The sequence below is a fragment of the Candidatus Borrelia fainii genome (genome assembly GCF_027925085.1).
GTDB classification, from domain to species: domain Bacteria; phylum Spirochaetota; class Spirochaetia; order Borreliales; family Borreliaceae; genus Borrelia; species Borrelia turicatae.
On sequence record NZ_AP027070.1, the window covers coordinates 401534 to 420599 of the forward strand.

General features: G+C 28.4%; 16 protein-coding genes. 7 read left to right on the forward strand and 9 right to left on the reverse strand.

Going from position 1 to position 19066, the window contains the following annotated elements:
- Positions 1–7: 7 nt before the first annotated feature.
- Genes QMG63_RS01770 through QMG63_RS01785 form a run of 4 tightly spaced genes read right to left on the reverse strand, consistent with a single transcriptional unit; the run spans position 8 to position 5136 of the window.
- On the reverse strand, positions 8–2830 hold the full coding sequence (locus QMG63_RS01770; protein WP_281861157.1) for a M16 family metallopeptidase: 2823 nt from the start codon (positions 2828–2830) through the stop codon (positions 8–10).
- A complete protein-coding gene (locus tag QMG63_RS01775; RefSeq protein ID WP_281861158.1) occupies positions 2827–3573 on the reverse strand; it encodes a hypothetical protein in 747 nt (248 codons plus the stop codon). The genes QMG63_RS01770 and QMG63_RS01775 overlap by 4 nt, the downstream gene beginning before the upstream one ends.
- A gap of 23 nt (positions 3574–3596) precedes the next feature.
- Positions 3597–4358, reverse strand: coding sequence for an exodeoxyribonuclease III (gene xth, locus QMG63_RS01780; RefSeq protein ID WP_281861159.1), 762 nt, complete (start codon positions 4356–4358; stop codon positions 3597–3599).
- A gap of 19 nt (positions 4359–4377) precedes the next feature.
- The gene (locus QMG63_RS01785) at positions 4378–5136 is read right to left on the reverse strand and encodes an MBL fold metallo-hydrolase (protein WP_281861161.1); all 759 of its coding nucleotides are present in this window, start codon (positions 5134–5136) and stop codon (positions 4378–4380) included.
- 391 nt (positions 5137–5527) lie between these two features.
- On the opposite strand from QMG63_RS01785, the gene QMG63_RS01790 reads away from it, so the two are divergent.
- The 3 genes from QMG63_RS01790 to QMG63_RS01800 are packed head-to-tail and all read left to right on the forward strand — an operon-like array spanning position 5528 to position 8220.
- Positions 5528–6814: a hypothetical protein gene (locus QMG63_RS01790; RefSeq protein ID WP_281861163.1), complete on the forward strand. Its 1287-nt coding sequence runs from the start codon at positions 5528–5530 to the stop codon at positions 6812–6814.
- A 1-nt stretch (position 6815) separates the two neighbouring features.
- Positions 6816–7427, forward strand: coding sequence for a glucosaminidase domain-containing protein (locus QMG63_RS01795; RefSeq protein ID WP_281861165.1), 612 nt, complete (start codon positions 6816–6818; stop codon positions 7425–7427).
- Positions 7414–8220 carry a TIGR02757 family protein gene (locus tag QMG63_RS01800; RefSeq protein ID WP_281861167.1) on the forward strand — a complete coding sequence of 269 codons (807 nt, stop codon included), beginning with the start codon at positions 7414–7416 and terminating at the stop codon, positions 8218–8220. The genes QMG63_RS01795 and QMG63_RS01800 overlap by 14 nt, the downstream gene beginning before the upstream one ends.
- Before the next feature lie 305 nt (positions 8221–8525).
- On the opposite strand, the gene QMG63_RS01805 is transcribed toward QMG63_RS01800, so the two are convergent.
- Positions 8526–9311, reverse strand: coding sequence for a type III pantothenate kinase (locus tag QMG63_RS01805; RefSeq protein ID WP_281861168.1), 786 nt, complete (start codon positions 9309–9311; stop codon positions 8526–8528).
- A complete protein-coding gene (locus QMG63_RS01810) occupies positions 9304–11112 on the reverse strand; it encodes a hypothetical protein (RefSeq protein WP_281861169.1) in 1809 nt (602 codons plus the stop codon). The genes QMG63_RS01805 and QMG63_RS01810 overlap by 8 nt, the downstream gene beginning before the upstream one ends.
- 119 nt (positions 11113–11231) lie before the next feature.
- On the opposite strand from QMG63_RS01810, the gene QMG63_RS01815 reads away from it, so the two are divergent.
- Positions 11232–11666: a hypothetical protein gene (locus QMG63_RS01815; protein ID WP_281861171.1), complete on the forward strand. Its 435-nt coding sequence runs from the start codon at positions 11232–11234 to the stop codon at positions 11664–11666.
- 124 nt (positions 11667–11790) lie between these two features.
- Here the strand turns inward: QMG63_RS01815 and QMG63_RS01820 are convergent, their stop codons facing one another.
- The 3 genes from QMG63_RS01820 to QMG63_RS05740 form a co-directional block, all read right to left on the reverse strand.
- The gene (locus QMG63_RS01820) at positions 11791–13374 is read right to left on the reverse strand and encodes a PP2C family protein-serine/threonine phosphatase (protein ID WP_281861173.1); all 1584 of its coding nucleotides are present in this window, start codon (positions 13372–13374) and stop codon (positions 11791–11793) included.
- Positions 13367–14917, reverse strand: coding sequence for an NAD(+) synthase (gene nadE, locus QMG63_RS01825; protein ID WP_281861175.1), 1551 nt, complete (start codon positions 14915–14917; stop codon positions 13367–13369). The genes QMG63_RS01820 and nadE overlap by 8 nt, the downstream gene beginning before the upstream one ends.
- Before the next feature lie 126 nt (positions 14918–15043).
- Positions 15044–15232 carry a hypothetical protein gene (locus QMG63_RS05740; protein ID WP_425592798.1) on the reverse strand — a complete coding sequence of 63 codons (189 nt, stop codon included), beginning with the start codon at positions 15230–15232 and terminating at the stop codon, positions 15044–15046.
- A gap of 290 nt (positions 15233–15522) precedes the next feature.
- Between QMG63_RS05740 and QMG63_RS01830 the strand changes: the two genes are divergently transcribed.
- From QMG63_RS01830 to dnaJ, 3 genes are read left to right on the forward strand one after another with little or no spacing between them, the layout of a single operon-like run.
- Positions 15523–16035, forward strand: coding sequence for a nucleotide exchange factor GrpE (locus tag QMG63_RS01830; protein ID WP_281862079.1), 513 nt, complete (start codon positions 15523–15525; stop codon positions 16033–16035).
- Between the two features lie 34 nt (positions 16036–16069).
- Entirely contained in the window at positions 16070–17968 is a 1899-nt protein-coding gene (gene dnaK, locus QMG63_RS01835) for a molecular chaperone DnaK (protein ID WP_281861177.1), read from the forward strand.
- On the forward strand, positions 17968–19065 hold the full coding sequence (gene dnaJ, locus QMG63_RS01840) for a molecular chaperone DnaJ (protein ID WP_281861179.1): 1098 nt from the start codon (positions 17968–17970) through the stop codon (positions 19063–19065). The genes dnaK and dnaJ overlap by 1 nt, the downstream gene beginning before the upstream one ends.
- Position 19066 lies beyond the last annotated feature (1 nt).

The following is a 19066-nucleotide window of genomic DNA, read 5'->3' on the forward strand; positions in this document are numbered from 1 at the left end:
TTTCAAATTAATTATCCTTTTCTGGCAGTAAGATAATCTCTGCCCCTTGTTTAAAATCTATTTTCTTAAATAACATATTTATGATGTCTTTACTTAAATTATTTTCAATAAATTTAGCACTAAAAGTATCTTTTAAAGCATCATACCAAAGAATTGAACCTAATATCTTTGAAAGCCAATACCCATTGGATTCAGAACGAATGTTATTATTTTTAATAATATTTTTCTTAATATAATCAAAATCCTTGTCTACAAAATCTGATTTTTGTTTTTCTAAGATATACTCATTAACAATCTGCAATACACTATCTAAAACCTTAGGTTCAACCGTAAAATACACAGTCATAAAACCATCTGAATTAGAATGTTTTCTAAGTAAATAGTCAAAAGAAACTCCTATTGAATAAACACTAGACATCTCTCTTCTAATGGTTTTAACAAGATCTTCAGTTAATAGCGATGCTAAAGCTTCATAATTTAAAATATTTTCAGGTGTATAATTGAACTTAAAAGGATACAAAATGTACACTAAACTACTTGAATCCTCACCCTTTTTTATAACTATTCTATCCGTGCTTTTTTTATAAGAATAATCCAAATCTCTATACTCATTCAATTTTTTTGAACTTAAATTACCTAAATACTTACTTGAAAGATTTTTTATTGTCTTTAAATCAACATCTCCTACAAAGACAAATTTAAAATTGTTTGCATAAGTAAATCTTTTTTTATAAAAATCCAAAAAAACATCTTTAGATATATTTTTCAAATCAGATTCTTTAATATCTCTCAAACGATAATCATCATTATTATAAAATCGCTCAACAGCACTATAAAAAAGATGTTTAGAACTATTTTCTCTACTCTTAATTCTTGCTTTTACATCATCAATGATACTTTGTAAAACAACATCATCTATCTTTGGATCATTAAAAGTAAAGTATATAAGCTTAAAAAGAGTTTCAAGATCTTTAATATCAGCACTACCATTAATGCTTGTCATTTGATCACCAACTGTTGGTGATAAACTTACAATTTTGTCTGACAAATATTTTTCAATTTGAAGCTGAGAATAATCTCCATACCCTGAACTAGAAACTACTCTTGGAGCCAAAGACAAAACAGGTATAAGCTCAGCATTCTCACTTAACAAACCACCCCAAGAAGATGCACTAAAATTGATTACATTTTGCTTATTCCCATTATACTTAAAATAAACTTCAACTCCATTCTCCAGAATAAAGGATGAAATCCCATCAAACAATTCTTTCTCATCAATAATATCTTTGCTTTCCAAAGACTTTTTAAAGAATTCCCCTTGAATCGATACATCATCATAAGGTTTAATTTCTCTATCTAAAGCAAAATTACGCAATTCTTTCATCTCTTCAAAAGTTAAATTAGGATGAGACTTCTTAGAATAAGAATAAATAATAGTCATATCATCTATGGATGCTTCATTTCTTGCAAAATCTGATATTGTTTTTAAACTAATTTTATTTAGATGATCAATAAAAATATCAAAATACTCATCCATATCAAACATCAAATAACCTTGAGACGCTACATCTACTAAAGTATGCGCAATGCTAGATGAATATCGCTTATTGACATTATCCTTATTTAGTTTAGCAGAACTTATAAGTTTAGATTTGACCTTATCGATTTCCCCCTTTGTAAAACCAAATCTCTTAATTCTCTCAATTTCATAAAAAAACCCTTCAATAGCTTCTTTAAAATGCTCTGGATTAATTTTAAAAGAAATTTCATTAATTAAAATATAATTATCATCTGATTTAAATTGTGAATCAAATTTATCAAAGGACATAAAATAATTTGTTCCAGCGATCTTTAACTCATAAAATCTATTTACAAAAAGTTCGTCTAATAAAGTTTTTTCAACCAATCTTTTAACATCATCAACGGTATTAAAATTATTCTCAATCTTCTTTTTAACAACAAAATTCATACTAGGAAACGGGGTCTCAATATCTTCTATACTTACAAAATTTTTATCAATAATAGTATCCAAACTTATTTTAACCCTTTCAGGCTCACTTACTGGTTTTTCTAACGATGCAAATCGTTCTCTTACTTTCTTTTCAATTTCATCAGGGACAATATCTCCAACAATAATGATGCTGGTAAGATCTGGTCTATACCATTTCTTATAAAATTTCTTAAAGTCTTCTGATTTGAAAGATAAAATTCTCTCTTCAAGTCCAATAGGAAATCTGACTGCATATTTACTATTATTAAAAATAACCCCAAATATTTTTTCAGCTACCCTACCAGCATAATTCTCTCTACGCTTTTTCTCCTCAAGAATAACATTACGCTCTTTATCTATTTCTACTTCATCAAATTTAACTTGAAAAGCCCAGTTCCTTAACACATTCAAAGCTTCATCAATCTCTAACTCATTACCACCATCTGGCAAATCAAGATGATAATAAGTTTTATCAAAACTAGTATAAGCATTAACATCAGCCCCAAATTTCATCCCAAATTTTTTAAGAACTTCCAAAATGCCCTCACTACCAGGATAATCCGTCGTACCCTTAAAAGCCATATGTTCAAGATAATGCGCCAAACCTCTCTCATTTTCCTCTTCGTTTAAAGAGCCAACATTAAACAAAATTCCCATATGAACAGCCTTACTTGGAAGTTGATTGCCATAAATATAATATTTAAGTCCATTTTTAAGCTGACCAGTTACTAAGTTTTTATCGTCCTTTAACTTAGGAGATAAACAAGATAAAAAAAGAAAAACCAAAATTAAAAAGATAAATTTTAATATGCTAATATTACCAATATGTTCATATTTCATTTTATTTTCCTTGAGTTAATTTTTATATTATAAATTTTTTTAATTTCTCTAAGAATAGATGAAAATCCAAAATCATACCAATCATTGACACCCTTTAACCTAGCAAGGGGAAACAATTCATAAAACAAAAATAAAAGTTCTCCTTTAGATAACTTTGAAATATCATCAAGGTAAACTCTCTTATTCAATTCCCCAACATAAACAAAAGGTTTCAATTTATCTAAAACAAACTTACTGAAATCAGGATTTACAATACTCATCTCATAAATTTCAATAGTAGTATGCTCATTTGATAAGCTATCATAACTTTTAAAGGATACTGGATCTAAAATCATAAACTTACCATCTTGAATACCTACATTACGCCCATCTAAAGTTTTCAAAAACCCATCATTATCATCAAAGTAAACAAAAATGTCTAAAGCTTTTGAAGCCTTTAAGACAAACTTCGAACTATTATAATTTTCTGGACGTTGTAGAGTATTAATAAGTTGAATACCATCCAACTTATTACCACCACTTAAAACCTCAAAACCCATTTCAGACAAAACCTGCTTAGCCAAATCAATACATGTAAAAAGCTCATTCTTTTGAGTTAAATATCTCTCTCGCTCCAATAAGTGGATCACAAATAATAGATCTTTCTTTTCAAGACTGCGATAAAAATCAATACTCTCTAAATTAATCCCAAAACTAAAACCATAAACAAAAAAAATCAAAATAGTTATAAAATACCTAACCATATACATCTCTCATACATATCACTTTACCGCTTTAACTCTAAAAAGACAGGACAATGATCACTACCCATGACTTCTTTCAAAATTAAAGCATCTTTTACATTTGATTTAAAAAATTCATTTACAACAAAATAATCAATTCTCCAGCCTATATTACGCTCTCTTGCCCTTGTTTTATAATCCCACCAGGTATAGTTGCCCGGCTCCATGTTAAACATTCTAAAGGTATCCACATAACCTCCATTTAAAAAGTTATCCATCCAAGTAGTCTCCTCAACGTAAAAACCAGCAGATTCTCTGCTGGTATTAGGATTAGCTAAATCAATCTCCATATGCGCAATATTAAAATCACCACAAATGATAATACTTCTTCCAGAAGTTACAAACGTATTTGCAATAGACTCAAGATTCATTAAAAATTCAAGCTTATAAGGAAGTCTTTTTCTTAAAGATTGAGAATTAGGAAAATACGCATTAATAAGAATAAAATCACGATAATGAGCAATAAGGCATCTCCCTTCCCTATCAAATATTTCCATATTCATATTTTCTAATTTAATAGGCTCAACCTTTGAATAAATACCAACCCCGCTATAACCCTTTATTATAGATTTTGAAAAATATGAATGATACCCTTCAATATTAACAAGCTCCTTTGGTAACTGTTCTTTGCAAGCCTTAGTTTCCTGAAGACATAAAATATCCGGATTATACTTCTCAATAAACTCAAGAAAACCTTTACCAAAAATAGCTCTTATTCCATTGACATTCCAAGAAATCAAATTCATAATTATTTACCAAATCAAATCAAACATGTATCTGAAGACCATCATAAGCCAAATAAATATTATCTCTCTTTAGATAATCAAATTCTTCATGCATTATATCATGTGAAATATGCGTAAAATAAGCAATTTTAGGATCTATTTTTTTAACCTCAACAATAGCATCATCAAAATTCAAATGTCCAGGATGAGGTTTAAGCCTTAAAGCATCTATTACTAGTACATCCAATCCCTTTAAATAATTGTAAGAAATTTCAGGAATAAATTTAACATCAGTAAGATATGCTAGATTGTTTATTCTATATCCTAAACTAATTATGTCCCCATGTAATAAAGGAATGGGTATTATCTTTATTCCTCTAAAAAAAATTTGCTGTAAATCCATCGCCAAATTAGGAATAATATCTGCTTTTCCACTTATAGGCACTTTTGATGAAAAATTATGCGGAAAAGCATTTTTAATATGTTGCATTGTACTCTCTCGTGCATAAATAGGCAAAGGAGCACCTCTTGTATAAAATTTAATATCATCAAGACCCATAATATGATCATAATGCTCATGAGTATACAATACCAAATCTAACTTAACGATATTTTCTCTTAAAAGCTGTGATCTAATATCAGGACCTGTATCAATTAACAAGTTCATTCCATATAAATTGATTAAAAATGAACTCCTAAGCCTCTTGTTCTTACCAAAGTTTAAACTGCATACTCTACAATCGCAACTCAACATAGGAACACCACTTGACGAACCGGTTCCTAAAAAGATTCCCAACATGTACCACCATTGCCTCTTAAAGAATCTAATTATACCATAATAAAACCAAACGATAAAAGAAAATAAATATATCAAACAAGAAATAATAAAAAAAAGACAAAATTCAAACCATTTACAGTTCAAATTTTAAGGTGTTATATCATAAACCATTCAGAAAAAGAAATTATAAATTATATCAATTATAATTAATTATAACCCCAATTTTATATTTTCAAATAAAAATTTAAAAAAGTTATAATCAACACTCAAAGTTAAACAGGATAAATGTCAACTCACTAACTTATTGAGTTATAAATTACATTATATCATTATAACCTACTTTATAACTCAATAAATTATTTTGCAAATAGAGTTTTTATGCTTATAATTATTTAAGGAAAAATTACTTTTTATGCATGAACAATCTTATGAAACAATATTTTTACTAAGCTTTAGTATATTTTTAATAATAAACTTCTTCAATTTTAAAAGAGAATTTTCTTACGAAGATTATTTCATAATTTTTCCAGGAATATTCTTTATAATTACTCTATACCTCATAGAAATTAGACCATTAATGTTCTATACAGGCTCCATATTTTTATTCTTCTTAATAGCAACTACCATGAAAACCATAAAGACAATAATTCTTAGAAGACAAACAAAAAAGAAAGATAATAAACTTAAAAGAATTATTTTTACTATTCCATTTAAAATAATGGTAGTACTACCATCAATAATGGTAATACTAATTGCAACAATATTTTCATACATTGGGTTCTTTACAGACTATCAAAAAGATGTCAATTCTACCTATAAAATAGGATTTACAAAAGTTAAAGATCACAAGAATAATTTAAATCTATCAGTTTGGTATCCAATCAGTCTCACCCTAGGATTTAAAAGTCAAAATCCTTTTTTGTATTACGATTTTAATCCATTTTTCATAAATGAAATGAACTATCTGCCAAAATATGAAAATGTATATAAAGATGGTCCAATTAGTGACAATCAAAAACTATATGATAGTATCTTAATTATACTTCCCTTTTATTCTCATGATTCAATGTTTAAATCATTTGTAAACAGATTAGTTAAAAAAGGAAACATTGTATATCTATACGCCCCACAATACAGATATATAAATACTCATAATTTTATAAAAAATAAAAATGCAGGATTGTTAGCTCACATTTCAAACATAATTATTAAGTATTTAATAGAGCCTATCAAAATTTTCAGCGACAGAAAAGACAAAATATCTAAAGTTACAGAAATTCAAAATATCCTTGAACTTATTAAATCAACTCAAAAATTAAAATTCCTAAATCTAAGAACGGATTTAAATCAATTAATTCTAATTACAATGGGAAATCAAGCAAATATTGCAAATGAAATCATTAGTAAAAACAAACAAATAAAAAAATACATAAACATCGGTGGAAAACCTCAAAGCTCAAAAATAAAAACATTACAACTACTAATAAAGCAAGATGAAAATGAATGGCAAAAAACAGATATAGATCCATCATCCATAAAAGTAATAAACATGAATCATATTGGTGAAATTTCTGATTTCATCTTCAGTAGAAGTTATTTAGAAAGTTTCAATTTTTTTAAAGAGAAAAAATTAATGCTACCAAGATTTGATTTTATAACTAACGAAATCAATCAATTTATTGAAGACAGAGGATCTTAAAATGCAAAAAAAATTTATACTGTTAACAATATGTCTAATATTACTAACAGTAAAGAGTTACTGCACTGAAGAAATAATTGAAATAAACACTGAAATGCAAAAAGAAAAATACATTCCTTTTTTACTAAGTAAAGGAATAAGCCAAGTAGAAGATCTTGTAAAATACACATTGAAAATGAATCCTTACCTTGAAGCGGAATATGTTAAAACAATTGCACAAACTTATATAGATGAGGCCATAATTGAAGGAATAAATTATGATATTGCCTATGCTCAAATGCTACTTGAAACGGGAATTTTAAAATTCAATGGCATCGTCTCTAAAGAACAACACAACTTCTCAGGTATAGGAGCTACTGACAATTTTACAAAAGGAAATTCTTTTTCTAACATTAAAGAAGGAATAAGAGCTCATATTCAACATTTAAAAGCTTATGCTTCAAGACAAAACATAAAATCCAATATGGTTGATCCTAGATTTTATCTCGTGCAAAGAGGATCTGCTCCAACAATATACGATCTTACAGGAAAATGGGCCAAAGATAAATTTTATGACAAAAAGTTAAAGAAAATATTGCTTGGACTATTAGAATCTGATAATGCAAAAAAATAAGGATACCACATTAGACATATTAGAATGGATATACAATAAATACAATAAACGCAAATTTGTTCATCCAGATCCACTAGAATTTTTATACAAATATACAGAAAAAGCAGACATCGAACTGGCAGGTCTTATTAGCTCTTCACTCGCACTAGGAAGAGTTGAAAAAATATTAACAGCAATTGAGACTGTCTTAAAACCACTTGGAAACAAACCTTCAGAAACACTTAAAACACTTAAAAAAGAAGAATTAGATACAATATACAAAGATTTTACTTATAGATTTTTCAAAACAGAAGATATTGTAAGACTATTAATGTCTTTTAAGAAAATAAAAGAAAAATACTTATCAATTGAAAATTTACTTCATAATATTTACAAAAAAAATAAAAATTTCATATCAAGCATAGACGACTTAATAACACAAATGGAAAACATTAATGGACATTCATTTGGCATAATACTTCCAAAACCTTCAAGAGGCAGTGCCTGTAAAAGGCTATTTCTATTCTTAAGATGGATGATAAGAAAAGATGATGTTGATTTAGGAATTTGGAATAAATTTAGCCCATCAAATTTAATAGTTCCAATGGATACGCACATGACAAATATCTCATCAAAACTATTTAATCTCAAAAACAAAAAAAATGTAAGTATTAAAAGAGCAATAGAAGTAACAAAACATTTTGCAAAAGAGAATAAATATGATCCTGTAAAATATGATTTTTCTTTAACCCGGTTTGGAATAAACAAAGAATTTAATAAAGAAGAATTATTTACAAACATTTTCAAACTTTAAATACTAGGCATTAAAATATTAATACTGCAAAAACTTATGAAAATATTAGAAGATTCAAATTAATTAAAAAATACATATTAAAATTCAAATAAGAGCAAACATTTTAATTGCAAGTAAATGTTATTAAACAACAACTCAAGAAGATTTTATCTAAAGAAACAATGAAAATAAATTCAGTGATAATAAAATACAAAAGTCAATACACAAAAGAATCTCTAAATTTATTTAACAAAAAAACTTAAATTTATCTTACGGTACAATAGTATTTAATAATTACGGCACAAAAATCTTTATCAAGAAAAACATTAATAAAAACCTTTAAAAGCATTGCCCAAAATCCTAATGCCTTCAAGGGTTAAATATAAATTTGATATAAAATCAAAACTTATTAAAGGTAAAACCAAATAAGAATTTCCACCTGTAATTATCAATTTGAATTTCCTATCATAATTACGCATAAGCTCATGATAAACACCTTCTATTAAATATTTATACTGATAAATCACACCACTATTTACACTATCAACAGTTGATAAGCCTAGCAATTTCTTTGGTACTGCAAGATCAAAATCTGTTAAAAGATATGCATTTTCAATTAATGCATTCAAACTTGTGAAAGGTCCACCATTAATAAGACCACCAAGTATGCCTTCCTTTCTACTAATCGCAAAAATAGTACAAGCCGTTCCAAGATCGACTACTAAAGCATCATTAATATTATAATACTCAATAGCCCCAACAAGATTTGCAAAAACATCCGACCCTAATACAAATCTATTGGTATTATAAAGATCAAAACTCAAATCATAATTTAAATCAAATCTAATGAATAAAGGATTCACTTTATAAAGCGCAACAATTGCATTAATGAGTACTCTATCAATAACTGGCACAACACTACTTACAAAAACTTGATCAACCTTGCAGTCAAATTTAAATTTAAGAAACTCATAAAGTTCCTCAAAACTCAAATCACGTTTTGTACTAAGCTTACAAAATATCTGCATTTTATCCAATCCATATAACGCAAAAGATATACTGGTGTTTCCAATATCAATGATTAACTGAACTGCATCAACAAGTTTACTCATCAATATCCTTAAGTACTTTTATATCATCAAATCTTAAAAGAATTTTCATATCATCTAACTTCTTAGGTGTTATTTTTAAAACCAATATCTTATTATCAGAATAATATCTCCATCCATCAGAATATATATAAAACCGAGGATCTGTAAACCAATTAATATTCCTAAACTTAACCAAAGTAGGATTTGAAATACCTTTAAAAAAGAAATACCCAGGGGAATTTAAATTACGATTAAAGTCAATAGAATAAAATGCATTAGAAAAATTAAAATTTACAATCTTTGACGCACCATATATCCAATGTCCAATCCCAAGACTTGGAAGTAAACTAAATTTCGGAATATAATCATTATCAACAATATCAGCATAATAATTTTCATAAGGAATCTTTTCGATATCAGGTTTAAGTAAAGAATAATAAACAGCATTAGAAGCAAATTCCAAAATTAAATCATCACCTAATTGGAAAGCAAGTCTTTTAAGTAGGCCGGAAATCTTAAGTGTATATTCAAAATCCCAAGACAAGTCATTCTTATTATCAAAAACATACGCTTCTCCATGACTAGTTACAGAAAACAAAGTAGACACAAATTTAGTTAACTCTTCCCTAAGTTTTTTAAGCACAAAACTATCATTATCAAATTGCAAGAATATAATATAATTAGAAAGCACATTATAAGCCTGGGTCAAACTAAATCCAGAAGTCAATATTACTTCTGGTTTCCTTAAAATATCTAATGCACCATTTAAAATGGAAATATTTTCAGATAAAAAAATTTTCTCCAAAAGATATGCATCTTCTTTTAAATATCTTAAAAGCTTATCCGACTCAAGCGAATTAATAAAAGTTTTATTTACAGATAAATAACGAAAAAATTTATCAAGGTTTTCTGCATTAACATAATAACTTGCACTTAAATATGTTAAATGCTCTTCATTAAGGTCAATTAAAGATTTAAGATTTAAAAAAATAGCTTCATAATTAGGTCTTGTAAAAGACTCAGCTAAAAGATAAATAAGTATATCCTCATCAAAAAAATATACATTACCTCTACGCCATCCACCTTTTTCAACACTAAAGTTTGACTTATGACTCCATGCATCATAGGCTTTATTTCTAAATTCAAGCAATGCTGAGTCAAAAATTTTTTTATCCACCTTCTTAATTAATGAATATACAAACGGTGAATTTATGTCTAGAGGAATATTCTTAGAAGGTTCTCTAGAGATCAATTCATCTGGGGTTTGAGATTCTTCAACCAAATTTCCGATCTGAAAAACTTCCTGAGGACTAACTGAAATTTCTCTTTCATTCATTTGACTACGTTTTCCCAAAGCAACCTCAAAATGACCATCTCTACCCTTAATAATAATATTTTCATCAAATAAAACTTTATAATCACTCTCAATTTCATAACTAATTAGTAATTTTTTAGAAAGATTTGAACTAACATTAAAATTATCATTTAAATCAAATGAAAATAGTAAGAAAATATTATTTTCAAAATAAACATGAATTGCATTATCCTGAATCTTATAAGAAATGGGATAGAGATGAAGCCCATTTTCAGGAATAATAATCGGCTTGGTTTTAGATAAATTTATCTTAATACCCCTTATACTAAGGGTAAGACTATCTAAAACATAATGACTATCTTCAACCTTATTGCTAACTAAAAATTTTAAATCCTTTAATAAAAATACATTTAAATTTAAATCTCTAAACTGAATAAAAACAATCAAAAATAAAAATAAAACACCAATTAACAAGTAAAAAAAACTTAAGCTGAAATATTTATTCATGTCATTAAATATTAATAATAAAGAATTAAAATATCAACATCAGTTGTATAAAAACAAAAAACTTAATAAACTTAATAAAAGTACGTACAGTCAATAGTAAAATAGGAGTAAAAAAATAAATGAAGATTCCAAAAAACTATATCCCAGGAACAAATCCATATAAATCTCTTCCCAAAAAACCTATTATTGAATCAAAAAAATTATCAAAAAAACAAGAACAAATAAATGCAGAAATAATGAATTCACAAGAAAGAATACTGAAATTATACATGAGAAGATTACAAAAAAAAGAGCAAATAATTCTTCAAAACTTCATCATGGAAGGACACAAAGTTGGCTCTAAAATTTTTAACAACTTGTCAAAAATTTTAAAAGAAATAATAACTATAATGAATATAGAATCTTTAAAAGTAGTACTTAAACATACAAAAAATCCCATAAAAAAACTTTATATCAAATTTTCAACTTGGACACTAAACAAACTATTAAAATCTATCAACAGCTCAAACATAACACAAGATAAACAAACATCTAAAAAAAATGTAAAGAAATAAGAAGCTAAAAAAAATAATCCGACTTTCTTGAATAACTAATAAAAATTTTTCAAGAAAGTTCTTCACACAAGCAAAAGCTTAAGCTATTAAATTCAAAAACCACAAAACTTTGAAAGTTTACTTATCAATTAAGAATAAATTCCAAAATAGAAAAATCATCTCTAAACACATTATATCTTGATAAATTTAACATCTTCTTATAAAGATCCACTAAAATAAAATCATCTAAATCATATGTATTGTCTTCCAATATCTTATAAAAATCATCAATAGCCATTATTACATCTTGCTTATTTTCAACCTCATAAACACCATCACTAAAAAGTAAAAGGTGTGAAAATTTACTCAATATACATTCATTCTCCTCACAAGAATACATCTCTTCAATCCCAAGAATTGCTCCTCTTGTCTTAAGATAGATATTATCCTTAGTACTTAAAACAACAGCAGGCGGTGCTCCTGCTGATGCAAACCTTAGATGTCTTGTTTTTACATTTAAAACACCATACCATAATGTAATAAACATATCGCTTTTAAACTTAACAAAATACCTGTTAACATATCTTAAAACTTCCGAAGGACTTATATCATTATCACTCATGATATAAGAATTAATAACACTTGAAACACTAAGAGATAAAAGTGCAGAACCTATCCCATGACCTGAAATGTCTATCAAATAAATTATTAGATTATCATCATTAACAAAGTGATAATTAAAAAAATCTCCTCCGATTCTTTTTGATGGAACAAAAATCCAATTAGAATTAAAAAATTCGTTTTGCATCTTCTTGGGCAATAAGTTCTCAATATAATTTCCAGCTTCTATTAGTTCACTCTCAAAATATTTTCTACCACGAAGTACAAGATCTAAATATTTTTGTCCTTGCTCTATAATCTTTTTCTTTGCAATAAAACTATTTATCCTAATATCTAGTACCAAAAAATCTAAGCTTTTCAAAAAATAATCATCAACTTGCTCTTCAATAAAAATTTGAATAATATCTTTTTCACTTATTTGAGAAATAACAATAACAGAAATCATCTCATAAAGACTATTACTTTTAATATTCTTAAGCAAATTTAAAATCAACTGTATATACTCATCTGAACTTAAATCAAGAATAATTAAATCATAAAAATCATTACAAAGTAACTGATTGAACAAGTCAACAGCATCTGCAGATACAACAATATAGTCTCTTAAAACCAAATAATCTGTAAGTCTTTTAATATAAAAACTATCACATGAAAAAATCAATATCTTATGTCCATCTTTATTTAAAGCTTGTCTACTTACAAGAGAAGAAGATAGAAACATATTTTCAAGCTCAATTTCTATATAAGATATTATCGATGAGATCTTATAAGCAATTGCCTTCAAAAAAGCAATACCAGCATCCCCAATCCCACTATAATTCATAGAATTGTCTATTAATTCCAAAGATAAATACAAATAAGAAACCAAATCACATTTCATGCTTCTAATTAGAAATTTACCTAAGCTTAAGTCTTGAGAACCTTCAAACTCTCCTTGAAACTTATTAACAATCTCTAAAGTTAACTCAAGACAATTTGTAATATCATCATAAAAATATCTAGGAGTTTCTTTATAAAGTTCATAAGAATAAGTATTGATAAGTAAGAAAATATTTTCTAATTTTAAACTAAATTCATTTAATATACTAATAACATTATTACTATTCATCCTCAGTCAACGCAACTTTCGAAATAGGAAGTAAAATATCATCACCAAAAGCTTTTCTAGAAACTTTAACTATCATAGAACCTTGCCTTCTTTTATACTCACTACTAGAATAAAGATCTAACACCTTTGCAACTACTTCTTTTCCAAAAGATTCATAAAGCAACTCCAAAGGTTCATTTTCAAGCAAATATCGACTTAATATCTCATCAAGAATTTCATATTTGGGAAGAGACTCACTATCTCTTTGATCAGGTCTCAACTCAGCAGAAGGTTCTTTTGAAAGAATATTAACAGAAATAACGGATCTACCTTCTTTTAAATTAATATATTTTGCAAGATTATAAACATCTCGTTTAAATAAATCGCCAATCAAAGCAATTCCTCCACAAGAATCACCATAAAGAGTGAAATAACCAACAGCAATTTCACTTTTATTTCCAGTATTTAAAAGCAAAGACTTATTTGCATTACTATAAGACATTAAAAAAAACCCCCTAAGCCTGGCTTGCAGATTTTCTTCAGTAACACCCTTTGTATTAAAATACCCATTAAAAAACTCTAAAGCAGATTGAAACATGCCCTCAATAGGCATATCAATCAATTTAAATCCCAATTCACTAGAAAGTTCCTTTGCATCAAAAACAGATCCCTTTGATGAAAACTTACTAGGCATAGAAATACCAACAACTCTATGAGCCCCTAAAGCAGCACATGCAATATAAGCAACAACAGCAGAATCAATTCCTCCAGAAACACCTAAATGAACTTTATCAAAACCAGAAAGATCAACATATTCTCTTAAACTACTTATCAATGCCCCAATAAGTTTATCAAAAATTTTAGACTCACAGTCAAGTTCTAAATCATGAAATCCTTCATTAAATAAAATATCGTCTTCAAATTTCTTAGCCTGTTTTATTTTTCCGTACTCATTAATAAAAAAACTCAGGCCATCAAATACAGTAGAGCCATAAACACCGCATAAATTGGCATAAACAACCTCCAAATTATTTTTCATAGCTATTCCTTTGAAAAATTTAAGCCTTAAGTTATTCTTCTCGCCAGTAAAATAAGATTTTGATGGAACTAAAAGATAGTCAACTTTACTGAAAGACCCATTAAATTTGTCCTTAAGTCCTTGAAACAAAAGATCATCGTTCAAATTCAAGACAGCAATACTTTGACCCTTATAATTAAATAAGACCGGCTTATTGACTTCTCTAGTTGTCAAAACAAAGTGATGATCATTTACCACTGATACGCAATCTAATAATTTGCCCTCATAAAAACTATAATGTCCAAATACAACACAAAGTCTATCATCAACCTGATCTTTTATAAAATCAAGGGCATCAAGAATTTTTTTCAAATATTCTGCTCTATGAAACAAATTCGCATAATCAATGCCCCCAACAAAAATAAAAGGAAAAACTAAAATATCAACTTTATTTTGAAGAGCATACTCATAATTTTTCTTAAACGCACCCAAAATATGCTTAAACTTAAAAAGTCTACATTTTGTCTGCGCTATACATATTTTCACAAAGTAAATAATAAGCAATAACAGAAAAAATTACAAGAAAATGCTAAACCACACTTAATAGTTTTGTAATCTCATCATTTGTTCCAAGTTCCTAAAAGTCAAACTGATTACAAAAAAATCCCAATATTAAATCAGTCCATGCTTATATATCCTGTAAAGTACTTCCAAATCCTGATATTGCTTTGTATAAATACAGTAACTTACTACATTAACTATAAGTAATATCTTAAGAATATAATCCGAGAGAGAAATTTCAAAATCTGATGAAAGCTTTACTCCAAAACCACACAAAATCATAAAAACTCCCTCAAACATATTTAAAACAAATTTTAAGACATAACTTTAAACAAAAAAATAACCAATGTATTTTTTTTATTTTGACAAAAAAGTACACATAAAAATTTACTAAGCTCAAAATATGTATCAATATTATACTATTATGGCTTAATAGTCAAAATCGACTCTTTTAAAGATAATTAAAACGAACCAAATTCATAAAAAATTCCTTAAAGAAAAAATTTGTAAAATATTTTCTTTAAAGATAAAATGCTTTATAAAAGGAGGCTAAAGTGGAAGAAAAGGAACAATGCGAAGAACCTGAAAAAATAAAAGAACAAAAAAATGACATACTACCAAATGAAGACAGTCCTAACATGGAAAACAAAGTTACTGAATTAGAAAACGAAATTTCAAATCTAAAAGATTTATATTTAAGAAAACAAGCAGAATTTGAAAACTTTAGGAAAAGACTTGAAAAAGATAAAGAAAATTTTATTAAATTCGCAAACGAAAACATAATGAAAGATATAATTAATTTTCTTGATAATTTAGAAAGAGCAATAGATTCATCAAAACAATCAAGGGATTTTGATACTCTATTATCAGGAATTAGTATGATTGAAAGTGAAATGCTCTCAAGCTTTGACAAAAAATATAATCTAAAAAAGTTTGGCAAACCGGGAGAAACCTTTGATCCAAGTCAACATGAAGCAATAAGCATAGAAGAAAAAGAAAAGGTTGAAATCCCTGAAATTGTAGAAGTATACCAAAAAGGATACTGCTACAATAATCGGGTATTAAGAACTGCAAAAGTTAAAGTTGCACAAAGCAAAAACTAATATTAGAAATCAAAAATACAAAAGGAGGTTTTATATGGGAAAGATAATAGGAATTGACCTTGGAACAACAAATTCATGTGTGGCCATCATGGAACACGGAAAACCTGTTGTAATACAAAATTCAGAAGGAGGAAGAACTACTCCATCAATTGTAGCTTACACAAACAAGGGTGAACGACTTGTAGGACAAGTAGCAAAAAACCAAATGGTTACAAATCCTGAAAACACCATATACTCAATAAAAAGATTTATGGGAAGAAGATTTGAGGAAGTTGCAAGTGAAATCAAAATGGTTCCTTATAAAGTAGAAAAAGGACAAAATGGAGATGCTCGTGTAAACATTTCCAATATAAAAAAACAAATGTCACCACCAGAAATATCAGCTGCAACTCTTACCAAAATGAAAGAAACAGCTGAGGCCTATTTAGGAGAAACGGTTACTGAAGCTGTAATCACGGTTCCAGCATATTTTAATGACGCTCAAAGGCAAGCAACAAAAGATGCCGGGAAGATTGCAGGACTTGATGTTAAAAGAATAGTTAATGAACCAACAGCTGCAGCTCTTGCTTATGGAATTGAGAAAAAAAATGAAGAAATAGTTGCCGTTTATGATCTTGGTGGCGGAACGTTTGATATCTCAATACTTGAACTTGGGGATGGTGTTTTTGAAGTTAAATCAACAAATGGAGATACCCATCTTGGTGGTGATAACTTCGATGATGAAATCATCAAACATTTAATTGCTGAATTCAAAAAAGACAGTGCTATTGACCTATCAAACGACAAAATGGCACTTCAAAGGCTCAAAGAAGCAGCCGAAAAGGCAAAAATAGAACTCTCAGGTGCTCAAGAAGCATCAATAAATCTTCCATTCATCACAGCAGATGCAAATGGACCTAAACACCTACAATACACTCTAACAAGAGCAAAATTCGAACAAATGGTAGATCATTTAGTTCAAAAAACAAAAGAACCATGCATTAAGGCTATTAAAGACGCTGGGCTTAAGGCTTCTGAGATCAACGAAGTAATACTTGTTGGAGGTTCCACAAGAATACCAGCCATTCAAAAAATCGTAAAAGAAATATTCGGTCAAGAACCAAATAAAGGTGTAAACCCTGATGAAGCTGTTGCAATAGGAGCTGCAATTCAAGGTGGAATATTGACAGGAGAAACTAAAGATATGGTACTCCTTGATGTTACGCCTCTCTCATTAGGTATTGAAACCCTTGGTGGAGTTATGACAAAGCTAATTGAGAGAAATACTACAATCCCTACCAAAAAGAGTCAGGTATTCTCAACAGCATCAGATAATCAAACTTCTGTAGACATTAAAGTCTTGCAAGGTGAACGTGAGATGGCATCACAAAATAGAGTACTGGGTAATTTTATTCTTGACGGAATACCAGCAGCACCAAGAGGAGTTCCACAAATAGAAGTTAGCTTTGACATTGATGCTAATGGAATAGTTCACGTTTCTGCTAAAGATATGGGAACTGGAAAAGAACAAAAGATTCGAATTGAATCATCATCAGGGCTATCTGAAGACGAAATTGAGAAAATGGTTAAAGATGCTGAGGCTCATGCTGAGGAAGATAAAAAACTAAAAGAAAGTATAGAAGCAAAAAATATAGCTAATTCCTTAATTTATCAGACAGAAAAATCTCTAAAAGAATATGGAGAAAAAATAACAAGTGAGGATAAAGAAGCTATTGAAAATAAAATAAAAGAACTTAAAGACGCACTAGAAGGCTCAGATATAGCTTTAATTAAATCAAAAACAGAAGAACTTCAACAAGCTTCTTATAAGATAGCTGAAATGATGTATAAAGATGCTCAATCTAGTTCATCAAATCAAGACAATGCTCAAAACAATGCAGGTAGTGAAAGCAAAGAAGCTGATTACGAAGTTGTTGATGAGGATAAAAAATAGTGAAAAGAGATTATTATGAAATTTTGGGGCTCTCAAAAGGAGCCTCAAAAGATGAAATCAAAAAAGCATATAGAAAAATAGCAATCAAATATCATCCTGACAAAAATAAAGATAACAAAGAAGCTGAATCTATTTTTAAAGAAGCAACGGAAGCTTATGAGGTATTGGGAGATGACAATAAGCGTGCTCAATACGATCGATTTGGACACACAGCTTTTGAAGGTGGAGGGGGATTTAGTGGTTTTTCTAGTGGATTTAATGGATTTTCAGACATTTTTGAAGATTTTGGAGATATCTTTGATTCATTCTTTACTGGAAAACGAGGACAAGATAAAAATAGGCAAAATGCACAGGGTCAAGATATAACATATCAAATAGAAATATCACTTGAGGATGCTTATTTAGGTTATAAAAATAACATTAATATCGCAAGAAATATGTTATGTGAATCTTGCTTAGGAAAAAAATCTGAAAAAGGAACCAGTCCTTCAATATGCAACATGTGTAATGGTAGTGGCCGAGTAATGCAAGGAGGAGGCTTTTTTAGAGTAACAACTACATGTCCCAAATGCCATGGAAATGGAAAAATAATATCAAATCCTTGCAAATCATGCAAAGGAACTGGTAGCCTTAAATATAAAGAAACAATCGAACTTAAGATTCCAGCAGGAATTGATGATTCTCAACAAATAAAAATGAGAGGAAAAGGCAGCGTAAATCCCGATAATCAACAATACGGGGATCTCTACATAAGAGTATCAATAAAACCCCATAAAATTTTTAAAAGAAATGGAAAAGATCTATACGCAAGTCTTCCAATAAGTTTTACTCAAGCAGCACTTGGGAAGGAGATAAAAATACAAACAATAGCAGAAAAAAAGATTGAAATAAAGATTCCAAAGGGAACAGAAAATGATGAACAAATCATCATCAAGAATGAGGGCATGCCAATACTACATACAGAAAAATTTGGAAATCTCATTTTGATTATTAAAATCAAAACTCCTAAAAATCTAAGTTATAATGCCATTCGTCTACTGGAAGATTTAAGCAAGGAAATTAATGATATTGATAAAGTTAATCTAAATAAAATTTAGT